The organism is Aeromonas sp. 600774 (assembly GCF_049175075.1).
Classification (GTDB): Bacteria; Pseudomonadota; Gammaproteobacteria; order Enterobacterales; family Aeromonadaceae; genus Aeromonas; species Aeromonas veronii_A.
Window position 1 is genome coordinate 112,735 of the sequence record NZ_JAAKUJ010000009.1, and the last position, 21,978, is coordinate 134,712.

23 protein-coding genes are annotated in these 21,978 nt (G+C 57.2%); 21 read left to right on the forward strand and 2 right to left on the reverse strand.

Annotated elements, in window-relative coordinates; translation table 11 throughout:
* Positions 1-42 precede the first annotated feature (42 nt).
* The 6 genes from lgt to G5171_RS11525 all read left to right on the forward strand — a co-directional run bounded on the left by lgt (position 43) and on the right by G5171_RS11525 (position 4,753).
* On the forward strand, positions 43-867 hold the full coding sequence (gene lgt, locus G5171_RS11500; protein WP_031227775.1) for a prolipoprotein diacylglyceryl transferase: 825 nt from the start codon (positions 43-45) through the stop codon (positions 865-867).
* Positions 867-1,661, forward strand: a complete 795-nt coding sequence (gene thyA / locus G5171_RS11505; protein WP_421250760.1) for a thymidylate synthase — start codon at positions 867-869, stop codon at positions 1,659-1,661. Before lgt ends, thyA begins: the two co-directional genes overlap by 1 nt.
* Before the next feature lie 224 nt (positions 1,662-1,885).
* Positions 1,886-3,076, forward strand: a complete 1,191-nt coding sequence (gene nhaA, locus G5171_RS11510) for a Na+/H+ antiporter NhaA (RefSeq protein ID WP_157161451.1) — start codon at positions 1,886-1,888, stop codon at positions 3,074-3,076.
* Positions 3,073-3,480 (forward strand): hypothetical protein, encoded by a 408-nt coding sequence (locus G5171_RS11515; RefSeq protein ID WP_005348920.1) that lies wholly within the window; start codon positions 3,073-3,075, stop codon positions 3,478-3,480. Before nhaA ends, G5171_RS11515 begins: the two co-directional genes overlap by 4 nt.
* Positions 3,467-4,399, forward strand: coding sequence for a transcriptional activator NhaR (gene nhaR, locus G5171_RS11520; protein WP_005340434.1), 933 nt, complete (start codon positions 3,467-3,469; stop codon positions 4,397-4,399). The genes G5171_RS11515 and nhaR overlap by 14 nt, the downstream gene beginning before the upstream one ends.
* 51 nt (positions 4,400-4,450) lie before the next feature.
* Positions 4,451-4,753: an ArsR/SmtB family transcription factor gene (locus tag G5171_RS11525; protein ID WP_005341367.1), complete on the forward strand. Its 303-nt coding sequence runs from the start codon at positions 4,451-4,453 to the stop codon at positions 4,751-4,753.
* A 49-nt stretch (positions 4,754-4,802) separates the two neighbouring features.
* Here the strand turns inward: G5171_RS11525 and rpsT are convergent, their stop codons facing one another.
* Positions 4,803-5,066: a 30S ribosomal protein S20 gene (gene rpsT, locus G5171_RS11530; protein ID WP_005308808.1), complete on the reverse strand. Its 264-nt coding sequence runs from the start codon at positions 5,064-5,066 to the stop codon at positions 4,803-4,805.
* Between the two features lie 191 nt (positions 5,067-5,257).
* On the opposite strand from rpsT, the gene murJ reads away from it, so the two are divergent.
* The 12 genes from murJ (at position 5,258) to tppA (ending at position 19,214) form a co-directional block, all read left to right on the forward strand.
* Positions 5,258-6,820, forward strand: a complete 1,563-nt coding sequence (gene murJ / locus G5171_RS11535) for a murein biosynthesis integral membrane protein MurJ (RefSeq protein WP_421260208.1) — start codon at positions 5,258-5,260, stop codon at positions 6,818-6,820.
* A gap of 154 nt (positions 6,821-6,974) precedes the next feature.
* Positions 6,975-7,949, forward strand: a complete 975-nt coding sequence (gene ribF / locus G5171_RS11540) for a bifunctional riboflavin kinase/FAD synthetase (RefSeq protein ID WP_111901026.1) — start codon at positions 6,975-6,977, stop codon at positions 7,947-7,949.
* The gene (ileS, locus tag G5171_RS11545) at positions 7,949-10,810 is read left to right on the forward strand and encodes an isoleucine--tRNA ligase (RefSeq protein ID WP_421260209.1); all 2,862 of its coding nucleotides are present in this window, start codon (positions 7,949-7,951) and stop codon (positions 10,808-10,810) included. Before ribF ends, ileS begins: the two co-directional genes overlap by 1 nt.
* Positions 10,810-11,307, forward strand: coding sequence for a signal peptidase II (gene lspA, locus G5171_RS11550; protein WP_421250762.1), 498 nt, complete (start codon positions 10,810-10,812; stop codon positions 11,305-11,307). The genes ileS and lspA overlap by 1 nt, the downstream gene beginning before the upstream one ends.
* Positions 11,304-11,756 (forward strand): FKBP-type peptidyl-prolyl cis-trans isomerase, encoded by a 453-nt coding sequence (fkpB, locus tag G5171_RS11555; RefSeq protein ID WP_005341354.1) that lies wholly within the window; start codon positions 11,304-11,306, stop codon positions 11,754-11,756. The genes lspA and fkpB overlap by 4 nt, the downstream gene beginning before the upstream one ends.
* Positions 11,756-12,691, forward strand: a complete 936-nt coding sequence (ispH, locus tag G5171_RS11560) for a 4-hydroxy-3-methylbut-2-enyl diphosphate reductase (protein WP_421250763.1) — start codon at positions 11,756-11,758, stop codon at positions 12,689-12,691. The genes fkpB and ispH overlap by 1 nt, the downstream gene beginning before the upstream one ends.
* 250 nt (positions 12,692-12,941) lie before the next feature.
* Positions 12,942-13,445, forward strand: a complete 504-nt coding sequence (tppE, locus tag G5171_RS11565; RefSeq protein ID WP_216980084.1) for a type IVa pilus pseudopilin TppE — start codon at positions 12,942-12,944, stop codon at positions 13,443-13,445.
* 14 nt (positions 13,446-13,459) lie between these two features.
* Positions 13,460-13,855 (forward strand): type IV pilus modification protein PilV, encoded by a 396-nt coding sequence (gene pilV / locus G5171_RS11570; RefSeq protein WP_337073213.1) that lies wholly within the window; start codon positions 13,460-13,462, stop codon positions 13,853-13,855.
* Positions 13,852-14,952, forward strand: coding sequence for a PilW family protein (locus G5171_RS11575; protein WP_216980086.1), 1,101 nt, complete (start codon positions 13,852-13,854; stop codon positions 14,950-14,952). The genes pilV and G5171_RS11575 overlap by 4 nt, the downstream gene beginning before the upstream one ends.
* An 11-nt stretch (positions 14,953-14,963) precedes the next feature.
* Positions 14,964-15,440 carry a pilus assembly PilX family protein gene (locus G5171_RS11580; protein WP_123173790.1) on the forward strand — a complete coding sequence of 159 codons (477 nt, stop codon included), beginning with the start codon at positions 14,964-14,966 and terminating at the stop codon, positions 15,438-15,440.
* A 10-nt stretch (positions 15,441-15,450) separates the two neighbouring features.
* Positions 15,451-18,804, forward strand: a complete 3,354-nt coding sequence (locus G5171_RS11585; protein ID WP_421260210.1) for a pilus assembly protein — start codon at positions 15,451-15,453, stop codon at positions 18,802-18,804.
* Between the two features lie 8 nt (positions 18,805-18,812).
* Complete coding sequence (gene tppA / locus G5171_RS11590; protein WP_216980088.1) at positions 18,813-19,214, forward strand: type IVa pilus pseudopilin TppA; 402 nt, start codon at positions 18,813-18,815, stop codon at positions 19,212-19,214.
* Between the two features lie 3 nt (positions 19,215-19,217).
* Here tppA and G5171_RS11595 read toward each other — a convergent pair whose 3' ends face one another.
* The gene (locus G5171_RS11595) at positions 19,218-19,607 is read right to left on the reverse strand and encodes a type IV pilin protein (protein WP_216980089.1); all 390 of its coding nucleotides are present in this window, start codon (positions 19,605-19,607) and stop codon (positions 19,218-19,220) included.
* Between the two features lie 95 nt (positions 19,608-19,702).
* Here G5171_RS11595 and G5171_RS11600 point away from each other — a divergent pair, with 95 nt between their 5' ends.
* From G5171_RS11600 to G5171_RS11610, 3 genes are read left to right on the forward strand one after another with little or no spacing between them, the layout of a single operon-like run.
* Positions 19,703-20,254, forward strand: a complete 552-nt coding sequence (locus tag G5171_RS11600) for a GspH/FimT family pseudopilin (protein WP_216980090.1) — start codon at positions 19,703-19,705, stop codon at positions 20,252-20,254.
* 20 nt (positions 20,255-20,274) lie between these two features.
* Positions 20,275-20,862 carry a PilW family protein gene (locus G5171_RS11605; protein ID WP_216980263.1) on the forward strand — a complete coding sequence of 196 codons (588 nt, stop codon included), beginning with the start codon at positions 20,275-20,277 and terminating at the stop codon, positions 20,860-20,862.
* A gap of 4 nt (positions 20,863-20,866) precedes the next feature.
* Positions 20,867-21,973 (forward strand): PilX N-terminal domain-containing pilus assembly protein, encoded by a 1,107-nt coding sequence (locus G5171_RS11610; protein ID WP_421260211.1) that lies wholly within the window; start codon positions 20,867-20,869, stop codon positions 21,971-21,973.
* The last annotated feature ends 5 nt before the right edge of the window (positions 21,974-21,978 follow it).

The window sequence follows — 21,978 nt, forward strand, 5'->3', positions numbered from 1 at the left end:
AATGATCGGAAAATGCGGCTTTTATTTTGACTGGGGCCGCATATGCAGCACGATGGATATTGGGTTTTCTCGCAGATTGATCCCGTAGCATTCAGTTTGGGACCACTATCGGTACGCTGGTATGGTCTCATGTACCTGTTCGGTTTTGCGTTTGCCATGTGGCTGGCTGGCCGTCGCGCCGATGCACCGAACAGCGGCTGGACCCGCAACGAGGTGTCGGATCTGCTGTTTTACGGCTTCCTCGGGGTGATCCTCGGTGGCCGTGTCGGTTACGTGCTGTTCTACAACTTCGATCTCTTCCTCGCGGATCCCACCTACCTGTTCAAGATCTGGACCGGCGGTATGTCGTTCCACGGTGGTCTGATCGGAGTGATCACCGCGATGATCTGGTTTGCCCACAAAACCAAGCGCCACTTCTTCACCGTGGCCGACTTTGTGGCACCGCTCATTCCGTTCGGTCTCGGCGTTGGCCGGATCGGCAACTTCCTCAACGGCGAGCTGTGGGGGCGGGTCACCGATGTGCCCTGGGCCATCATCTTCCCGGAGGCCGGTCCCGAGCCGCGTCATCCCTCCCAGCTCTACCAGTTCGCACTGGAAGGGGTGGTGCTGTTCATCATCCTCAACCTGTTCTGGCGCAAGAATCCGCCGCGCGGCGCCATCTCCGGTATGTTCCTGCTGTTCTACGGCCTGTTCCGCTTCCTGGTGGAGTTTGTGCGCCAGCCGGACAGCCAGCTTGGTCTCTACTTCCAGGAGATCAGCATGGGCCAGATCCTCTCCACCCCGATGATTATCGCCGGTGCCCTGATGATTTGGGCCGCCTACAAGCGTCCGCAGTTGTTCGGTAATGCCGTGAAGGAGGCGAAATAATGCGAGCTTATCTCGACCTGATGCAGAAAATCCTCGATGAGGGGACCGTCAAGTCTGACCGTACCGGCACCGGTACTATCTCCCTGTTCGGCCATCAGATGCGCTTCAATCTGGCGGAGGGGTTCCCGCTGGTGACCACCAAGAAGTGCCACCTGCGCTCCATCATTCACGAGCTGCTCTGGTTCCTCAATGGCGATACCAATACCGCCTATCTGAAGGAAAACGGCGTCAGCATCTGGGATGAGTGGGCCGACGAAAATGGCGATTTGGGGCCGGTTTACGGTGCTCAGTGGCGCTCCTGGCCTGCGGCCGACGGCTCTGTCATCGACCAGATCCAGAAGGCGGTGGATGACATCAAGCACAACCCGGATTCGCGCCGTATCATCGTATCCGCCTGGAACGTGGGCGAACTGGACAAGATGGCGCTGGCTCCCTGCCACGCCTTCTTCCAGTTCTATGTGGCGGACGGCAAGCTCTCCTGCCAGCTCTATCAGCGCAGTTGTGATGTGTTCCTCGGCTTGCCGTTCAACATTGCCAGCTACGCCCTGCTGACCCATATGATGGCCCAGCAGTGCAATCTGGAAGTGGGTGACTTCGTCTGGACTGGCGGTGATGTGCACCTCTACTCCAACCACATGGAGCAGACTGCGCTGCAGCTATCCCGCGAGCCGCGCCCGCTGCCGACCCTGGTGATCAAGCGCAAACCTGACTCCATCTTCGATTACAAGTTCGAGGATTTCGAGATCGAGGGTTATGACCCCCATCCCGGCATCAAGGCGCCCGTCGCCATCTGACAGAAAGGCGCCATGAGGCGCCTTTTTTTATATATAAAAACATTTAAAAATCTCATTATTGGCTAACTTAGTTGTGAATATGACGCAGGCAAAAACCTGTTATAGGTAGGCCAGTTCTATTTTGCTTTCGATTTTTCCGATGTTTTTGGCTGCAAGAAACGATTTTCCATTGGTTGTTGCAGGCTATAGACTTAAATTCAAGTAATTTTGTGGAAAAATTAACCATGAGTGACGTAATCAAAAAGTTCCTGAAGCTGGAGGCCGCCTCCGGAATTATTCTGATCATGGCTGCCATGCTGGCAATGATTTTAGCCAATACCGCGCTGGCTGGCGGGTATCAGGCGTTTCTCGACACGCCGGTGCAGGTGCGCATCGCGGCCCTCGACATCAACAAGCCGCTGCTGCTCTGGATCAACGATGGCTTCATGGCGATCTTCTTCCTGCTGGTTGGTCTGGAAGTGAAGCGTGAAATGCTGGAGGGGGCGCTCTCGACCCGGGTTCAGGCGACCTTCCCGGCTATTGCGGCGGTTGGCGGCATGCTGGCTCCGGCCTTGATCTACGCCTTTTTCAACTATTCGGATGAAGTGGCGCGTGCTGGCTGGGCAATTCCGGCTGCGACCGATATCGCCTTTGCCCTCGGGGTGATGGCGCTGCTCGGCAAGCGGGTGCCGGTGAGCCTCAAGGTATTCCTGTTGGCGCTGGCTATCATGGATGACCTCGGCGTCATCATTATCATCGCGCTCTTCTATACCCAGCAGTTGTCGCTGGAGGCGCTGGCCGTCGGTATTCTGGCAACCCTCACCCTGCTTTGGATGAATCGCCGTGGTGAGGATCGGATCAGCCTCTACATGCTGGTCGGTCTGGTGCTCTGGGTGGCGGTGCTCAAGTCTGGTGTCCATGCGACGTTGGCCGGTGTGGTGGTGGGCTTTATGGTTCCGCTTAACGGCAAGCGTTACGCCTCGCCGCTCAAGTATCTGGAGCATCAACTGCACCCCTGGAGTGCCTATCTGATCCTGCCGTTGTTTGCCTTTGCCAACGCAGGGGTATCGCTGGAGGGGATTGGTCTCTCCTCCCTGCTGAGTCCGGTACCCATGGGGATCATGCTGGGGCTGTTTATCGGCAAGCCGCTCGGGGTGTTCACCATCAGCTGGCTGTCGGTCAAGCTGGGCATCGCCCAGTTGCCGCCCGGGGTCAACTTCAAGCAGATTTTTGCGGTCAGCATCCTCTGTGGCATCGGGTTCACCATGTCGATGTTTATCGCGTCGCTCGCCTTCGAGCACGGTGGGCTGGATTACGGCAGCTACTCTCGCCTCGGGATCCTGGTGGGCTCTACCATGGCGGCGGTAGTCGGCTATCTGGCCTTGCGCATGGCCCTTCCCAAGGGTGAAGGGGAACAGAGTACGGAGGGACTATGAAGCTGCATACAGGGTTGTTGATGCTGTTGTTGAGCCCCGCGGCATGGGCCGGCGGGCTGGAGGATTGCAAGCAGGACGCCACTTCGGCGAACTGCTCTGCCTATCTGAACGGAGTGGTAGACAGCGCCCTGCTGCTGGGGGACAAGCAGGCCAAGGCGCGCTTTGGCGAGACCTTCTCCGAGCGGGCGCTGAGCAGCCGGGCTGGCGAGATGGTCAAACGCTCCAACAAGCGTTATTGCGCTGACCGGATGCCGGACAAAGCACGCCTCAAGGCCAGTCTGATGGAGCAGTTTGGCGCGAACAAGGTTGACTCGGTTAGCGACATGTATGACATTCTGGCGGTTGAACTCAGCTGCTACCGGAGTCCGCGTCAAGCGGGAACCCCATCGGATGTCACACCTTAACTACAACCATCTCTACTATTTCTGGATGACTCAGAAGAAGGGCTCCGTTACCCAGGCAGCGGAAGCCCTTTTTTTGACCCCGCAAACCGTCACCGGTCAGATCAAGCTGCTGGAGCAGCGCCTCGGGGGCAAGCTGCTCAAACGCAAGGGGCGCTCTCTTGAGGCGACTGAGCTGGGCCAGCTGGTGTTTCGTTATGCCGACAAGATGTTCAGCCTCTCCTACGAGATGCTCGATATCGTCAACTACCGCAAGGAGAGCCAGATCCTGTTCGACGTCGGCATCGCCGATGCCCTCTCCAAGCGCCTTGCCAGCCGCGTGCTGCTCTCTGTCATCCCCAATGATGGTTCCATCCATCTGCGCTGTTTTGAATCGACCCACGAACTACTGCTGGAACAGCTGAGCGAGCACAAGCTCGACATGATCCTCTCCGACTGTCCGGTGGACTCCAGCCAGCATGCGGGGCTGCTCTCCAAACGGCTGGGCGGCTGTGGCGTCAGCTTCTTCTGCAAGGCGCCGCTGCCTGAGAAGCCCTTTCCTGCCTGTCTGGAGGAGCGCAAGCTGCTGATCCCCGGTCGCCGTACCGCCATGGGGCGTCAGCTGACCCAGTGGTTCGAGCAGCAGGGTGTCTCCCCCAGCATTCTTGGCGAGTTTGATGATGCCGCCTTGATGAAGGCGTTTGGCTTCTTCAATCAGGGCATCTTCATGGCCCCCACCATCTATCGGGAGGAGATCCTCGAGGGGGAGGGGGTGATGCTGATCGGGGAAACCCAGGATCTGATGGAGGAGTATTACGTCATCTTCGCCGAGCGGATGATCCAGCATCCGGCGGTGAAGCGGGTCTGCGAGAGCGATTTTACCTTTCTCTTTTCCGGCCAGGAGAACTTCTCCGCTATCCAGCCTGCCACCCTGTCGTTTTAAAACGGCGCGTCACCACGTATCATCGGCGATCAGTGGCAGAGGAGAGATGTGATGCAACTTGAAGAGATGGAAGCCAATGCGAGTCGGGCTGTGGCACTGCTCAAGGCGCTAGCCAACGAACGACGGCTGTTTATTCTGTGCCAGTTGCTGGAGCGGGAGCTGTCGGTAGGGGAGCTTAACGAGCGCTTGGGATTGAGTCAGTCGGCCTTGTCACAGCATCTGGCGCTGCTGCGGCGGGATGAGCTGGTGACGACGCGCAAAGAGGCCCAGACGGTCTACTATTCGCTGCGCAGCCATGAGGTGCGTGAAATGATCAGCTTGCTGCATCGACTGTATTGCAGCGCAGATAAATAAAAAACCGGCACTAAGGCCGGTTTTTTCAGCTTTTATCAGCAGTTGCTGATTAAGCCATAGCTTTGATCTGGGCAGACAGGCGGCTCTTGTGACGAGCAGCTTTGTTCTTGTGGATCAGGCCTTTGGTCGCCATACGATCCATGATCGGCTGAGCAACAGCGAAAGCGGCAGTCGCGGCAGCTTTGTCGCCAGAGGCGATAGCAGCGATGACTTTCTTCAGGTAGGTACGGGTCATGGAACGACGGCTGGCGTTGTGCTGACGGCGTTTTTCTGACTGAAGAGCGCGCTTCTTAGCAGATTTGATGTTAGCCAAGGTAAAACTCCTAAAACTGTCTTAGCGAGTGTATTGAAAAGGCCCGGAAATATGCCCTTCCAACCACATAATGTCAAATGATTTGTGCAAATAAACACCGCCTCCCGGTGGTGTGTCAGTAGGGAGACGGTTAAACTGTCGGCCGATTCTAGCAGCATTCTTTTCATTCTGACAGTTCCAGAGGCCTCGTCTTGAGTAAGAAATTGATCAAATCCGGCATGATAGTGTCCGGAATGACGCTGGCATCCCGCGTAATGGGCTTGGTTCGCGATGTGGTCATCGCCAATCTGCTCGGTGCCGGGGTGGCCGCAGACGTCTTCTTCTTTGCCAATCGCATTCCTAACTTTCTGCGTCGCCTGTTCGCCGAAGGTGCCTTCAACCAGGCCTTTGTTCCCGTGATGACGGAGTACAAGAAAAATGGCGATGAGGGGGAAGTGCGTGAATTGTTGGCCGCTGTGGCGGGCACGCTGGGGGGCATAGTGACTGTGGTCACCCTGCTTGGTGTGCTCGGTTCGGGTGTACTGACCGCGCTGTTTGGCTGGGGCTGGTTCTGGGATTGGCTGCATGGCGGCCCTGCAGCCGAGAAGTTCGAGCTCGCCAGTCTGATGCTCAAAATCACCTTCCCCTACCTCTGGTTCATCACCTTTACCGCCATGGCGGGGGCCATCCTCAACACCTTCGGCCGCTTTGCGGTCTCGTCGTTTACGCCGGTGTTTCTCAACATCACCATGATTGCGGCGGCCTGGTGGATTGCACCGCTGATGGACAAACCTGAGATCTCGCTGGCGATTGGTGTCTTTTTGGGCGGTTTGGTGCAGTTTTTGTTCCAGTACCCCTTTTTGCGCCAAATCAACATGCTGGTATGGCCCAAATGGGGATGGCATCACCCCGGGGTGGTGAAGATCCGCACCCTGATGATCCCTGCCCTGTTCGGTGTCTCGGTCAGCCAGATCAACCTGCTGGTCAACACCATGCTGGCTTCGTTCCTGGCGACCGGTGCCATCAGTTACCTCTACTACTCTGATCGCCTGCTGGAGTTCCCCCTCGGTCTGTTTGCAGTGGCCATCAGTACCGTGATCCTGCCTGCGCTGGCGAAGAAGCATGTGGATGCCGATCCGGCGGACTTCTCCCGCACCATGGATTGGGGGGTGCGGATGGTGATGCTGCTCGGCCTGCCCGCCATGATAGGCATTGCGGTGATGCGCGAGCCCATTTTGCGGGTGCTGTTCATGCGCGGCGAGTTCGGCCTGCATGAAGTGAGCATGTCGAGCGCCAGCCTGCTGGCCTCCACTACCGGTCTGCTCTCCCTGATGCTGATCAAGGTGCTGGCGCCCGGTTACTACGCCCGTCAGGACACCAAAACGCCGGTGCGGATCGGGGTGATGTCGATGATTGCGAACATGGTCTGCAACCTCATCTTCATCTACCCGCTCGGTTACGTGGGGTTGGCGCTCTCGACCGCCTGCTCGGGTACTCTGAATGCGGCTTTGCTGTTCAAGGGGTTGTACCAGCATAGCGTCTATCGTCCCTCCCGCCATACCGGCGTGTTCTGCCTCAAGCTGCTGGTCGCCAGCGTGCTGATGGGGGGCGTGCTCGCCTATCTGTCGCCGGATCTGGCTCAGTGGGGTGCATGGAGCATGGGTAAGGCCAGTTTGCAGCTGACCATGCTGCTGTCGCTGGGGGCTGCGGTCTATGCCGTGGTGTTGCTGCTGCTGGGCATTCGGCCGCGTCACCTTAAATCGGGGCAGCAGTAGCCGTGATCCTGCGGCGCCATGGGGATAGTGCCTCATGGCGCCGCGGGGGGGCGTGATGGGCCCGTATAGTTGAAATCAGGCTATGAGGGCTGACCATGTCTGCTGCCTGATATATAATCCGCCGATTTCCATGGCAGCAACGCACAAGGCACTGATGGAGCTTATTCGCGGCATTCACAATCTCAAGCCCCGTCACCGGGGATGTGTATTAACCATTGGCAACTTTGATGGGGTTCATCAGGGTCACCATGCGGTATTGGCACGTCTCAAGGAGAAAGCGGCCCAGCTGGGATTGCCCGCCTGCGTCATGCTGTTTGAACCGCAGCCGCTGGAGCTGTTTGCCGGCACGGCGGCGCCCGCCCGGCTGAGCCGGTTGCGGGAAAAGTACGAAGCGCTGCAGGGGCTGGATATCGATCGCATGCTCTGCGTGCGCTTCAGCCACCGCTTCGCCGAGCAGGCGGCTTCGACCTTCATCGAGCAGTTGCTGGTGGAGAAGCTCGGGGTGCGCTATCTGGTGGTCGGCGATGATTTTCGCTTCGGCAAGGGGCGGGAAGGGGATTTCCACCTGCTGGAGGAGGCGGGCCATCGCTTCGGTTTCGAGGTGATCAGCACCCAGAGCTTCCAGCTCGAACGGCAGCGGGTCAGCAGCACCCTGGTGCGTGAAGCCCTTAAGGCGGGCCGGATGGCGGAGGTGGAGCTGATGCTTGGCCGCCCCTACACCATCAGCGGCCGGGTGGCCCACGGCGACAAGCTAGGGCGCACCATAGGTTTTCCCACCGCCAATCTGGCCCTCAAGCGTCAGGTGATCCCGGTCGGTGGCGTGTTTGCGGTGGAAGTGATATGTTCCGGCAAGACCTTCCCCGGTGTAGCCAATGTGGGTGTACGGCCGACCTTGAGCGGTACACAAGCCAGATTGGAAGTACATCTATTTGATTTTTCTGGTGATCTATATGGTCAGCAGGTCAAGGTGCTGCTTCGCCACAAGCTGCGTGAAGAGCAGAAGTTTGCCTCTTTCACTGCCTTGAAAGAGCAGATCGAACGAGATGCCCTGGCGGCCCGAGCCTGGTTCGGGCTGCCACAATTCAATTTACCCAGCACTCTTTTAGAAAAGAAGGGAACCCAGGACTGATGAGCGACTATAAACACACCCTGAATCTTCCGGAAACCGAGTTTCCGATGCGTGGCGATCTGGCCAAGCGCGAACCCAACATGCTGAAACGTTGGTACGATCAGGATCTCTACGGCGCTATTCGCCGCGCCAAAGCGGGCAAGCCTTCTTTCATTCTGCATGATGGCCCCCCCTATGCGAACGGCAATATTCACATCGGTCACTCGGTCAACAAGATCCTCAAAGACATCATCATCAAGTCCAAGGGCCTCTCCGGTTTTGATTCCCCCTATGTGCCGGGTTGGGATTGCCACGGTCTGCCTATCGAACTGAAAGTGGAAGGCATGGTCGGCAAGCCGGGCGAGAAGGTTTCCGCTGCCGAATTCCGCGCCGAGTGCCGCAAATACGCCAAGACCCAGATCGAAGCGCAGAAGACCGACTTCATCCGTCTGGGTGTGCTGGGCGACTGGGAACATCCCTACCTGACCATGGATTTTGGCACCGAAGCCAACATCATCCGCTCCATGGCCAAGATCGTTGAAAACGGCCACCTGCACAAAGGCTCCAAGCCGGTGCACTGGTGTACCGATTGCGGCTCCGCGCTGGCTGAAGCCGAGGTGGAGTACTACGACAAGAACTCTCCCTCCATCGATGTGCGCTTCAAGGCCGTCGATGAGGCGACCGTTACCGCCAAGTTTGACTGCGCCGAAGGCCACACCGGCAAGGGCCCGATCTCTGCGGTGATCTGGACCACCACTCCGTGGACCCTGCCAGCCAACCGCGCCATCGCCATGCACGCCGATCTGGATTACGCACTGGTGCAGGTTGAAGGTGAGCACCCCGAGCGTCTGATCCTGGCCGCCGAGCTGGTCAAGGATGTGATGGATCGCGCCGGTATCGAGAAGTTCCACAATCTGGGTTACGCCAAGGGCGCCGCACTCGAGCTGCTGCGCTTCAACCACCCCTTCTACAGCTTCGACGTGCCGGTGGTACTGGGTGACCACGTCACCCTGGATGCCGGTACCGGTGCCGTTCACACCGCACCTGGCCACGGTCAGGAAGACTTCGTGGTCGGTCAGAAGTACGGTCTGGAAGTGGCCAACCCGGTTGGCAGCAACGGTGTTTACCTGCCGGATACCGAACTGTTTGCCGGCCAGCATGTGTTCAAGGCCAATGCCTCCGTGATCGAAGTGCTGACCGAGCGCGGCGCCCTGCTGCACCACAAGGTGTTCAACCACTCCTATCCGCACTGCTGGCGTCACAAGACCCCGATCATCTTCCGTGCCACCCCGCAGTGGTTCATCAGCATGGAGCAGAAGGGTCTGCGCAAGCGCGCGCTGGAAGAGATCGAGCGCATCGAGAAGGACGGCATTGCCCAGCAAGGCCAGAGCGGCTGGGTACCGGCCTGGGGTAAAAACCGCATTCAGGCGATGGTCGAGAACCGTCCTGACTGGTGTATCTCCCGTCAGCGTACCTGGGGTGTGCCCATCTCCCTGTTCGTCCACAAAGAGACTCAGGAACTGCACCCGGAATCCGTGCGCCTGATGCACGAAGTAGCCAAGCGGGTCGAGCAGTCCGGCATTCAGGCATGGTGGGATCTGGACAAGGCGGAGCTGCTGGGTGCCGATGCCGACAACTACGAGAAAGTACCTGATACCCTCGACGTCTGGTTTGACTCTGGTTCTACCCATGCCTCCGTGGTTGATGCCCGTCCCGAGTTCAACGGCAAGCCAGCCGACATGTATCTGGAAGGCTCTGACCAGCACCGCGGCTGGTTCATGTCCTCCCTGATGATCGGCGTGGCCATGAAAGACAAGGCCCCGTACAACCAGGTGCTGACTCACGGTTTCACTGTTGATGGTCAGGGTCGCAAGATGTCCAAATCCATCGGCAACGTGGTCAGCCCGCAGGACGTGATGAACAAGCTGGGTGCCGACATCCTGCGTCTGTGGGTAGCGAGCACTGACTACACCGGCGAGATGACTGTCTCCGACGAGATCCTCAAGCGCTCTGCCGATGCTTATCGTCGTATTCGCAACACTGCCCGCTTCCTGCTGGCCAACCTGAACGGCTTCAATCCGGCGACCGACATGGTGGCGCCTGCCGACATGGTAGTGGTGGATCGTTGGGCTGTCGGTCGTGCCAAAGCGGTACAGGCCGAGATCATGGCAGCGTTCGATGAGTACAACTTCCACGGTGTAACCCAGAAGCTGATGCAGTTCTGCTCCATCGAGATGGGCTCCTTCTATCTGGACGTCATCAAGGATCGCCAGTACACCGCCAAGGCTGACAGCCTGGCCCGTCGCTCCTGCCAGACCGCCCTCTATCACATTGCCGAGGCCATGGTGCGCTGGATGGCGCCGATCATGAGCTTCACCGCTGATGAAATCTGGGCCCTGCTGCCGGGTGAGCGCGGCGAGTTCGTCTTCACCGAAGAGTGGTACGACGGCCTGTTCGGGCTGGAAGCGGGTGAAACCCTCAACGACGAGTTCTGGGCCGAGATCCTCACCGTGCGCGGTGAAGTGAACAAGGCGCTGGAAGTGGCTCGTGGTGAGAAGCGCATCGGCGGCTCCCTGCAGGCCGAGCTGACCCTGTTCGCCAAGCCGGAGCTGGCCGCTCGTCTGAACGCGCTGGCCGATGAGCTGCGCTTCGTGCTGCTCACCTCCAAAGCCAAGGTTGTGGAGGCTGACACTGCGCCGGAAGGCTCTGTGGCGACCGAGCGTGATGACCTGTGGCTGAGCGTGGCCCAGTCTGCCGCCGCCAAGTGCGACCGCTGCTGGCACCATGTAGAAGATGTGGGCACCATCGCGGGTCACGAAGAGATCTGTGGTCGCTGTGTGACCAACGTTGAGGGTGACGGCGAAACTCGTCAATTTGCCTGATGAACATGACTCAACATAAAAGCGGCCTGCGTTGGCTGTGGCTGGCAGTGCTGGCCTTTGTACTGGACCAGGCGAGCAAGCTCGCCGTGGTCAAGTTGCTGCCATTTGGTTACCCGGGGGTGGAGATCACCCCCTTCTTCAATCTGGTTCACGTCTACAACAAGGGGGCCGCATTCAGCTTTCTGGCTGATCAGGGGGGCTGGCAGCGCTGGTTCTTCGCGGTGCTGGCTTTTGCCATCTGTGGATTGCTGATCCACTGGCTACGCAAGCAGTCGGTGACCCAGCGTTGGAGCGGTATCGCCTATTCACTCATCATCGGCGGCGCTCTTGGCAACGTCTTTGATCGACTGGTGTTGGGCCATGTGGTCGATTTTCTCGACTTCTACTGGCAGCGTACGCATTGGCCGGCATTTAATCTAGCCGACAGCTTTATCTTTATCGGGGCCGCCATGATTGTGCTGGACGGGTTCCGTGGTGAGAAAAAGGAGCAGGCATGAGCCAGCAGATCACCGCTAACAGCAGCGTGCTGTTCCACTTCTCCATCAAGCTGGAAGATGGCTCGGTTGCCGACAGCACGGCGCTGCACGGCAAACCTGCCCGCCTGCGGATGGGCGATGGCAGCCTGACCCCCACCTTCGAGCAGTGCCTGCTGGGGCTGAGCGAAGGGGAGAGCAAGAGCTTCACGCTGGCGCCGGAAGAGGCCTTTGGCCTCTCCAACCCCGACAACATCTACCATCTCGACCGTGCCAAGTTTGGCGCCGATGTGGAGCCAAAAGTTGGCACCATCATCCTGTTCGATCAGCCTAACGGTAGCGAGCTGCCGGGCATCATCCGGGCGGTCGCCGGGATGTCGGTGACGGTCGACTTCAACCATCCGCTGGCCGGTCATACCGTCACCTTCGAGGTGGAGATCCTGGGCGTTGATGATGAGGAGAAGGTGCATTAATGGATATTCTGCTGGCTAACCCCCGTGGCTTCTGCGCCGGTGTCGATCGCGCCATCAGCATTGTCGAGAGCGCGCTGGAGAAGTTTGGGGCCCCCATCTATGTCCGTCACGAAGTGGTGCATAACCGCTATGTGGTGAACAAGCTGAAAGAGGCGGGCGCTGTCTTCGTCGAGGAGCTGGACGAGGTGCCGGACGACAGCATCGTCATCTTCTCTGCTCACGGCGTGGCCAAGACAGTGCGCGAGATGGCCAAGTCCCGCTCCCTCAAGGTATTCGATGCCACCTGTCCGCTGGTGACCAAGGTGCACATGGAGGTTCATCGCGCCAGCCGCAAGGGCTCCGAGGCTGTGCTCATCGGCCACGCCGGTCACCCCGAGGTGATCGGGACCATGGGGCAGTACGAGAATCGCGAAGGCGGAATGTATCTGGTAGAAACACCGGAAGATGTGGCCAAGCTCAAGGTAAAGAATCCGGATGACCTCTGCTTCGTCACCCAGACCACCCTGAGCGTGGATGAGACCTCTGACGTCATCGATGCGCTGCGCAAGCACTTCCCCAAGATCCAGGGGCCGCGCAAGGACGATATCTGCTACGCCACCCAAAACCGTCAGGATGCGGTGCGGGAGATGGCGGGGCTGGTGGACGTCATGCTGGTGGTGGGGTCTCGCAACTCTTCCAACTCCAACCGTCTGCGCGAGCTGGCCGAGAAGGTGGGTGCCAGAGCCTATCTTATCGACGATGCGTCGATGATCGAGGCGAGCTGGCTGGAAGGCGTGAAAGCGATCGGCGTCACTGCAGGTGCATCCGCCCCCGAGGTGCTGGTGCAGTCTGTGATTGCACGCCTGCGGGAGTTGGGTGGCAAGGTCGTCGCCGAGCACCCCGGTCGCGAAGAGAACGTGGTGTTTGAGGTACCACCCGAGCTGCGGATCCTCTGATCCCTGTCATCTTGCTAGATGTCGGTTTATTGCCAGAGCCACCTCGTTGAGGTGGCTTTTTTGGTCCCAACGAGTCCTTTTTGCATGTTCGCAACCAGATCGCAGCAAAAATTGATGATGTAGCTCGAACTTTTGCATTGCCGGGATTGAAACCCCAAGTGCCCGGCATAGACTTGCCAGCAAGCCCTTATTCTGGCTTAGCACACATGGAGTGTGTCTGTCCTCCTGGAACAGATCAGAGCGAAACAGGATGTTTTTGCGTTCAGGTTTTAGCCTTATCGAGCTTATGGTGACCATAGCGCTCGTCTCTTTGTTACTCACGTTGGGGGTTCCTTCCTTCAGCGCTTTGTTGCGCACCATTTCTCTCAATACTCAGGCCAACAACTTTGTTGCAGCTATCAACCTTGCCCGCTCGGAAGCCATTCGTCGCAACACGGTAGTGATCCTCTCCGCTGCTGCCGATAACCTGACCCAGCATCACTGGGAGGCCGGTTGGCAGATCTGGGTTGATGGCAACGGCAACGGCATACTGGATAATGGTGAGTTGTTGCGAGACTTTCCCGATATGGGGAGTGGAGTCCTGAGCAGCAATACCTCCCTGCTGCGTTTTAATAGCGAGGGTTTTCTTGATGGTCGTACTCCCTTGGCCCGGGTATTTTCTCTGCGTCCCGATGAGTGCAGAAATGAGGCCTCCCGTGATATCAACATCACAGTCGCTGGTCGCCCCTCCATTACCGAGGCTAGTTGCCCATGATGCGAGAACGGGGTTTGTCACTGCTTGAAATCATGATCTCGGTACTGGTGCTCTCCATCGGTATTCTGGGGATGGCTACTCTGCAACTGCAGGCTCTCAAGAGTAACCAGTCGGCGCTGACGCGTACCGAGGCGACCCAGTATGCATACATGATCAACGATATGATGCGGGCTAATCGCAGCGCGGCTCTGAACGGGCAATACAATATCGACTTGGGCGAAACTGTCTCGGGTAGCTCTATGGCGGTTCAGGATCTGCTGCACTGGAAGCGGGTCGTGGCCGAGCTACCAGGTGGCGATGGCGCCGTATCGGTCAGTGCCGGAAGGGCCACCATCACTATTCAGTGGGATAGCAGTCGGCTGTCGACTGATCCAGCGTCGCGCAGCATGATCCTGAGGACGGACCTATGAGCAGGAGCGGTTTGCCGCTACACCAGCACGGGATCGGCTTGGTCGAGGTGATGATCGCCCTGGTGCTCTCGCTGATAACGGTGGGGGTCATGATTCAGGTGTTTCTCGGCAATCACAAAACCTATCTCACTGGCGAGGCCATTGCCCGGGTGCGGGAAGATAGCGGATTTGCCACCAATCTGCTGCAAAAAGAGCTGCGTATGGTGGGCTATCAGGGGTGTCTCAGCAAGCAGGGGGTCAATATCACCAATACCCTCAATAACAGTACGGCACTGCCCTACAACTTCACCACCTTTTTGCGTGGTTACGACAATGTGACGTCCACTTTGCCAGCCGAGCTGTCTGCTCTGTTCAGCGGTTCCGAGCCCAGACCCATGCCGGGTAGCGATATCCTGTTGGTTCAGGGGCCGGTTGGGGTTGGGGTTCCGCTCAGTCGTGATAATCATAACAGTGCCGCCCAGCTGTTTGTGCAGCAGCTATCCAGCAAGGCCGACTATTGTGGTTCCGGCGCACAGGGTTATAGCGATCTGTGCGAGGGAGATATCGTCATGGTCTCCGACTGTCAGAAGGCCAGAATATTTCAGGTCACCAAAGTACAGGGCGTGGCAGGGGGGCGTGAGGTCAATATCGTCCACTCCAATGACAACAAATATACGCCAGGCAATGCCAGCAGTTCCTGGGGGGGGGCCAGCAGCCCACCCGAGGAGCGATTCGGTCTTGGCTCGGTCGTGAACAGGGTGGAAACCCGTCTCTACTATATCGCCCGCCCCTCTGCCAGCAGCCCCTACGCGCTTTATCGCAAGAACGGGGTGGCTGCAGGTATGCCCCTTATCGAAGGGGTTGCCAATATGCAACTTACATTCGGTGAGGATCAGAACCGGGATCGTGCGGCAGATCGCTACGTGAGCGCCGCAGGTAATCCAAACTGGGACAATGTACTGGGGATTGGAGTGCAACTTTTGATGCGCAGCAACCAGGGTAATGTGGTGTCGTCTCCGCAGGCCCTTAGCTTTGCCGGAGCCACCTTCCGGGCGACCGATCGCAACTGGTACTGGGTCGCCGAAACCACAGTTGCGCTGCGCAATCGGCTACCTTGAGGAGCCCAGTCATGATGGATCGACAGCAGGGGATGGCGCTGGTGATCAGCCTGATTTTTCTGGTCATGGTGAGCCTGCTGGGTATGGCCAGCATGCGTGGGGCGCAGTTGCAAGAGAAGATGGCGGGTAACCAGAAAGAGGCACTGCAGGCATTGCAGGCGGCAGAAGCGGGCCTGCGCGCTGCCGAGCGCTATATCGAGGCTGGCAACTCGGGTCCCTATGACAACAGCGCGGGCCTGTATGAATTTATCGACACCGCGGTGGATCCTGCCTCCCCTTCGACCGCCTGGCGTACCTATACCAACAGTGGTCTGGCGGGGCGCGCTCCCGAATACTTTATCGAACGGTTGCCCTATACCCAGGGGGGGAGCGAGGATCTGGCAGTCGATGAGCCCATCAGTGAGCGTCGTCTATATCGTATTACTGCAAGGGGATTTGGTCTCTCTGACGAGAGCCGGGTGCTGTTGCAATCGACCTATAGTCGCTAGGAGGCGGTGTATGGGCAAACTTGGTTTTGGCCTTTCAGTGATGCTCTGCTGTGCTTCGGCACAGGCGGCGCTCGATATTGCCCAGGTTCCCCTCTATCTCGGCACCCGGGCCGATCCCAATATCATGTTTACCCTGGATGATTCGGGCTCGATGCATTTCGAGTTGATGCCGGAGGGGTTGATTGAGAACAGCGCTCGCTACGTCTACCCCAGAGCCGACAATGTCTATGGCAGCGAGGATTATGACAACCGGACCGTGACTTTCACCAGCAATAACGACCGCAATGCCTATACCCGCTCAAGCAACAACAACAAACTCTACTACAACCCGCAGCAGAGCTATCGGCCCTGGGCCAAGGCGGATGGTACCCCGATGGCGAATGCCAGCATCAGCTGTGCACCGCACAACCCCTTCAATACCGCCGCCGGCTGTCGTGATCTGACCAAGAACAACCGCTCCAAGTCCCTGCGTTACTACACCGGATTCTCTTCCACCGATTACAAAGATGACGAGACCTTCTGGCCAGCCGTCTACTTTGCCTACAAAGGCAGTGGTGACGTGAAGAAAGTGAGCAGTTATACCCGGGTCGAGATAAAGTCCGGCAGCACCTATGGCGGGCGGCCCAATCGCAGTGATTGTAAGAGCGCCCCCGTTTGTACTTATGACGAGGAGATCCAGAACTTTGCCAACTGGTATACCTACTACCGCTCCCGGATCCTAGCGGCTCGTGCCGGGGTCGGCCGTGCCTTTGCCAGCCAAGGGCAGGCCCTCCGGGTGGGGTTTGCCACCATCAATGCTAGCGGCAGTGTGATCCGCGGGGTAGCGCCTTTCTCCGGAACCGATCGCAGCGCCTTTTTCAGCGACCTTTACAGCCGCGATATTCCGGCCGCCGGCACGCCGCTGCGCACCAGTCTGAAGGACGTGGGGGAGTACTTCTCCCGCACTGACAAAAACGGCCCCTGGGCGGCCAGTGCCGGCAGCACCTTGCCCCACCTCACCTGCCGGCAGAGCTACAACATCCTGATGACTGATGGCTACTGGAACGGAAATTCTCCCTGGGTCGGCGATCAGGACAAAGATAGCATCGAGAATACGCTGGCCGATGTGGCCTACCAGTACTGGAAGACCGATCTGCGCCCCGATCTCGCCAACAAGGTGCCGACCAGCACGGCGGATCCGGCCAATTGGCAGCATCTGGTCAACTTTACCGTCGGGCTTGGCGTCAACGGTTCCCTCAATCCTGCCAACGGTATCCCGAGCCGTTGGCCCAATCCCCATGATCCGGATGACAAGGAGTACAAGAATGCGACCTACATTCCGGAGTACAAGATTGATGACCTGTGGCACGCGGCACTCAACAGCAAGGGGAGCTTTTTCAGCGCGGCGGATCCGGATACCTTCGCCGCAGCCCTGAGCAGCACCCTGGCCCAGATCGCGGCCCGCAACAGCTCCGCCAGCTCGGTGACTGCCAACGCAACCCGGCTGGACAGCAATACCCACATCTACCAAGCCCGCTATAACAGCGGCGACTGGTCGGGGCAACTGGTCTCGATCCCGCTGAACAGCGATGGCACCCTTGGGGAGATCGCCTGGGATGCAGCTACCTTGATCCCCGAGCCTTCAGCACGCAATATTTTCACCCGGCAAGACGGTGTCGGCATCCCCTTCCGTTGGGATACGCTGAATGTGGCCAACCGGGCTCTATTCAATGTTGCTGGTGACAACCAGGGAGAAAGCCGCGTCGCCTATCTGCGCGGTGAGCGCAGTGGCGAGCAGCGCAATGGCGGTGCGTTTCGCAATCGTAGCGATCTGCTTGGAGACATCATTAATTCAGATCCCGTCTATGTGGGCAAGCGTGATTACGGTTACAGCAGTGCAGCCGGTCTGACCCAGCCAGAGCGGGAGGGTTACCAGGCTTTTCTAGACTCAACGGCGATTACCCGCCGCACCCCCATGCTCTATGTCGGTGCCAATGACGGTATGCTGCACGGATTTCGAGTCTCCGACGGTGTCGAGCGGCTGGCCTATATCCCGTCCAGCCTGCTGGGCGAGCTGACTCAGTTGACCAGACCGAATTACAGCCATCGCTACTATGTGGATGGGACGCCCAAGGTGGGCGATGCCTATCTGGGCAGTCGCTGGAAGAGCATCTTGCTGGGATCCACTGGTGCCGGTGGCAAGGCGGTATTTGCCATCGATGTGACGGCCCCGGATAACTTCACCGCAGATAAGATGCTGTGGGAGTTCACCAATAGCGAAATGGGGGTTGCACTGGCGGCACCCACTTTGGTCCGGGTCAAAGCCGACAACAAATGGGTTGCTCTGGTTGCCAATGGTTACAACAGCACCAGCCAGACTGCGAGGCTATTTGTGCTGGATCTGGCAACTGGCGCCATTATCAAGGAGATCGATACCCAGGTGGGGTCGGCCAGCGAGCCCAATGGTTTATCTTCCCCCTTACCGGTAGATCAAGACGGGGACAGGGTTGTCGACTATGTCTATGCCGGTGACCTGCACGGCAATCTGTGGAAATTCGATCTGACCGGCAACAACAGTGCCCAGTGGGGAAGTGCATTGAAAACGGGCAGCAAGCCCACGCCGATGTTTCAGGCCTGTAATGGTAGTTGCAGTGCCAGTACGCGTCAGCCGATTACCATGCGCCCTTTGGCTATTCGTCACCCTAAGGGGGGGGTTATGGTAATGATGGGGACTGGCAGTTATTTTACCAATGATGACAAACTGGTTCTCGCCACGCCGAGGCTGGAAGCGGTGTACGGTATCTGGGATACGGGGGCTACCGTGCTCAGTAGCCAGCTGTTGCAGCAGAGCATCACCCATGAGTTTGTGGCCAACGGCACCACTATCAAGTTCAACGTGAGGGTTGTCTCCAACCGGAATGTCAATTACACCAGCCAAAAGGGTTGGTATCTGCTATTGAAATCGCCAAGCTTGAGCAAGGGGGTAGGGGAACGGGCTGTCTCCGAGATGCTCTATCGGCATAAGCGTTTAATTTTCAACACATTGATTCCGTCAGCGGATGCCTGTGATTTTGGTGGCCGCTCCTGGCTGATGGAGCTGGATCCCATCTCGGGTGCCAGACTAACCTACTCGGTGTTTGACGTTAACGGCGACGGGGCTGTTAACGATGATGATTATGTCGCGATCAAGGATGATGCTGGTAATGACATCAAGGTACCTGTCAGCGGGAAACAGTTTGATGAGCTCACCACGACGCCAAGCGTGGTGGAGGATGCCGAGATGGAGCGAAAATATATCAGCGGCTCCAGTGGTAATATCTCAGTCACGCTGGAAGAGGGGGCAGGCGATCTGGGTGGCCGTCAGTCCTGGTTGCAACTGGAGTAGAGGTTGGCATGGAACGTGGTTTTACCCTGATTGAGTTGATGATAGTGGTCGCAGTGGTCGCCATTCTGGCCGCGATCGCATATCCCAGTTACAACAACTACATGGCGGCAGCCAAGCGAGCCGAAGCTAAGGCCGTATTGCTGGAAGCTGCACAATATCTGGAGCGGGAGTTTACCGCCAGCGGCAATTATGACGCAGGTAACCTGACCTCTGCCGGCCTGGCGACCCTACCGAGGGATGGTGGTGCTGCTTATTACAATGTGGCGCTCAATGCCAGTGGGGCACGTTATACCCTGACCGCTATTCCGACCGGTGTGATGAATGGCGATCCCTGTGGATTGTTGACCCTCGATCAGAGCGGACTGCAGGGGGTATCACGAGCCACCATGACAGCCACCGAATGCTGGTAGCGTTCAGTTCCAGCACTCGGCAGGGTGCTTGATGTCGGCCTTGTTGATAGTCAGGGTATCACAGGCCGTGCTGCCAGCCTTGTCACCGACCTGGGCCCCCTTGCTGGTGGCTACCAGTGTGTAGGCGGTGGCGGTGGCGCCAGAAATGCTAAAGGTGTAGTAGTCGCTGGTTGGGTTGCCCACACTGGCTATCGCACTGCTGTAACTGGCATTGGAGATGCGAAATTCTTCCTGTTTGAGCTGCATGGTCAACAAGCCCTTGATGGCATCGGCTCGACGAGATTTACGCAGACCGTCGGTAAAGCTCGGGTAGGCGACAGCAGCAATAATGGCAACAATGGCAACGACCACCATCAATTCCAGCAGGGTGATTCCAGATTGTTTGATTCTCATGGGCGCGGCAGGGTTCGTTAAACAGGTAGATACTATAGGATAGTACTTACCTCATACTCTACTGGCATGAGCGAAAAGAAAGGAGTATTTAGCCAATGGAATTCACAGAGGGGCGCTCAGCCGGTTTTACCATGATTGAATTGATGATCGCCATGGCTCTGGTCGCCCTGCTACTAACCGTGGCTATTCCCAGTTACCAGTCATTGCGCCAGGAACAGATGGTCAAGGCGGCTACCCAAGCTGTTTACACGGATATCATGCTGCTCAAGTCTGAGGCTATCAAACGTAATAAACCGATTATCTTCAAGATATTTAATGCGGGGCAGGCCAATTGGTGCTATCGCATAGCTCTTGATTCTACATGTAATAGCTGCATGGATTCATGTTCTGCTATTGAAGGTCGCAAGGGCGTCGATGCCAGCGAGTTTAAGGGTATTACTCTGACTACAAACTATGAGTTATCCGGTTCTGAACATGCTCTTGAAATCAATAATCGCAGAGGCTCATTCAAAGATCTTCACGGCAGTGGCGGTTTGGGCAATGGTTCTATTTGTCTGAAGAACGGTGCCTCTGAGCACAGGGTTATTATTGCCACGAATGGCCGAGTGAGAACCGAGCCTGTAACGGGGAGCTCTCCATGCGATTAGGTCTGGCACGAGGCTTTAACATAGTCGAGTTAATGGTGGCCATGGTCGCAGGTTTGTTTTTGGTCGCGGCAGTAACATCCTTGTTCGCCACTATTCTCAAGGCCAATCAAACATCGATGCAGGTGAGTCGTCTAAATCAGGAACTGCAAAGTATCACCGATATGATTGCCCGCGATGTACAGCGAACCGGTTACGACCAGGCTGCGACTGCATTCCTCGGTGCTGCATCGGGTGTCAAATCGCCATTTTATTTTGATACCACCAGCGATTTGAGGAGTGAAACGATCAGTGGCTCCAAGATTTATCGCTGTATCAGGCTGAAATACGATGATGATAACAATGGAATACTTGGTACCAATGAAACCTTTATTTACAGCTACGACAGTGCTGACAAAGGGGTACAACTTGGTTCCAGTTGCAGCACAGGTAATTTACTTAGCACCGATGACACTATTGAGGTGACTGACCTGACTTTTTCGCTCCTTGGAAGCAGTGCCTCGGCTGGCGCGAGAACGGTACGTTTGAGCATATCGGGTCAGTTAAAGGCGAATCCCGCACTTAAACTCACCCTGCAGCGTGATATCAAGCTGCGTAACGACGGGTATTGATGCCATGAAACGTCATCTTGGCTTTACCACATTCACTATTACGCTATTGCTTATTGTGATCCTGCTTGGCATTTCATTGCTGGCGGGCAAACTGATGGTAGCAGACCGTCGTGTCAGTCTTAATGAAGTACAGTATCGCCAGGCACTTGCACTGGCCGAGCTGGGCCTCTCGGATGGGGTTGGACGGCTCACGCAAGATGCTTCTTGGCGTACCCCTAGTAGCGGTATATCTATCACTGTTTCAGCTGGAAATTATACCCTGCAGGCACAGGACGAACCGGCAGTGGTTGTCGGTGGGGCGAATGTAGTTCCTGTTAGAGTGCGCGCTATGGCGAGCTTGGTGGACAGTACTGCCAATGCCGAGGTTGAAATTAAGGCCATCAAGATAAGCGTATTGGCGGGCACACCGGCGGCCCCTCTGACGATTGCTGGTGGCATGGCAGTATCCGGCAACTTTACAGTGGTGGCTAACCCCAACGGTGGAGGACCGGGCGTCCCGCTATCAGTCTGGACAAATGGCAATGTGGATTTGACCAATGGTTCTGGCCAGACCTGCCATCAGGGGGACTACAGCGGCGGGTGCAGTGCTTACATTAGTCAGAAGGGCGATAAACAGTCGGACATAAAAGACAATGATACTGCATTCCCCACTGATCTGGTCTGGTATCTGTTCAATGAAAATGACGACGCTACAGGGTGGGCCAATCTGGAGTCGCGAGCAGTACAACTACTGAAAAATTGTGATTCGCTTTCGACGGCATCGAGCGGCCTGATTATTGTCGATGGAGACTGTAAACCGGGTGGATCAATTGGGTCTACATCTGCGCCTGTAGTACTCATCGTGCGCAATGGCAATCTGACAGTAAATGGGAGCGCCACCCTCTATGGACTGGTGTTTGCCTATTCATCCACACCTGCAACTACGACTACCGATATCAGCTTGAAAGGGGGGGCCATCGTCAATGGTGCTGTAGTGGCCAACTATCAACTGGGCAAAACGGCTAACGGTACCTTTGATGCCAAGTATGATCAGGCGGTGTTGAGCAATATCGAAAATGGGGCGGCGTTTCAGAGCATCAATCTGGTGCCTGGTAGCTGGCGCGATTGGTAGGAGCA

What these genes read in the sequence shown, in the direction of transcription:
- lgt (WP_031227775.1), top strand. Translation starts at nt 43, where the DNA reads ATGCAGCACGATGGATATTGGGTTTTCTCGCAGATTGATCCCGTAGCA.
- thyA (WP_421250760.1), top strand. Translation starts at nt 867, where the DNA reads ATGCGAGCTTATCTCGACCTGATGCAGAAAATCCTCGATGAGGGGACC.
- nhaA (WP_157161451.1), top strand. Translation starts at nt 1,886, where the DNA reads ATGAGTGACGTAATCAAAAAGTTCCTGAAGCTGGAGGCCGCCTCCGGA.
- G5171_RS11515 (WP_005348920.1), top strand. Translation starts at nt 3,073, where the DNA reads ATGAAGCTGCATACAGGGTTGTTGATGCTGTTGTTGAGCCCCGCGGCA.
- nhaR (WP_005340434.1), top strand. Translation starts at nt 3,467, where the DNA reads ATGTCACACCTTAACTACAACCATCTCTACTATTTCTGGATGACTCAG.
- G5171_RS11525 (WP_005341367.1), top strand. Translation starts at nt 4,451, where the DNA reads ATGCAACTTGAAGAGATGGAAGCCAATGCGAGTCGGGCTGTGGCACTG.
- ribF (WP_111901026.1), top strand. Translation starts at nt 6,975, where the DNA reads ATGGAGCTTATTCGCGGCATTCACAATCTCAAGCCCCGTCACCGGGGA.
- ileS (WP_421260209.1), top strand. Translation starts at nt 7,949, where the DNA reads ATGAGCGACTATAAACACACCCTGAATCTTCCGGAAACCGAGTTTCCG.
- lspA (WP_421250762.1), top strand. Translation starts at nt 10,810, where the DNA reads ATGAACATGACTCAACATAAAAGCGGCCTGCGTTGGCTGTGGCTGGCA.
- fkpB (WP_005341354.1), top strand. Translation starts at nt 11,304, where the DNA reads ATGAGCCAGCAGATCACCGCTAACAGCAGCGTGCTGTTCCACTTCTCC.
- ispH (WP_421250763.1), top strand. Translation starts at nt 11,756, where the DNA reads ATGGATATTCTGCTGGCTAACCCCCGTGGCTTCTGCGCCGGTGTCGAT.
- tppE (WP_216980084.1), top strand. Translation starts at nt 12,942, where the DNA reads ATGTTTTTGCGTTCAGGTTTTAGCCTTATCGAGCTTATGGTGACCATA.
- G5171_RS11575 (WP_216980086.1), top strand. Translation starts at nt 13,852, where the DNA reads ATGAGCAGGAGCGGTTTGCCGCTACACCAGCACGGGATCGGCTTGGTC.
- G5171_RS11580 (WP_123173790.1), top strand. Translation starts at nt 14,964, where the DNA reads ATGATGGATCGACAGCAGGGGATGGCGCTGGTGATCAGCCTGATTTTT.
- G5171_RS11585 (WP_421260210.1), top strand. Translation starts at nt 15,451, where the DNA reads ATGGGCAAACTTGGTTTTGGCCTTTCAGTGATGCTCTGCTGTGCTTCG.
- tppA (WP_216980088.1), top strand. Translation starts at nt 18,813, where the DNA reads ATGGAACGTGGTTTTACCCTGATTGAGTTGATGATAGTGGTCGCAGTG.
- G5171_RS11595 (WP_216980089.1), bottom strand. Translation starts at nt 19,607, where the DNA reads ATGAGAATCAAACAATCTGGAATCACCCTGCTGGAATTGATGGTGGTC.
- G5171_RS11600 (WP_216980090.1), top strand. Translation starts at nt 19,703, where the DNA reads ATGGAATTCACAGAGGGGCGCTCAGCCGGTTTTACCATGATTGAATTG.
- G5171_RS11610 (WP_421260211.1), top strand. Translation starts at nt 20,867, where the DNA reads ATGAAACGTCATCTTGGCTTTACCACATTCACTATTACGCTATTGCTT.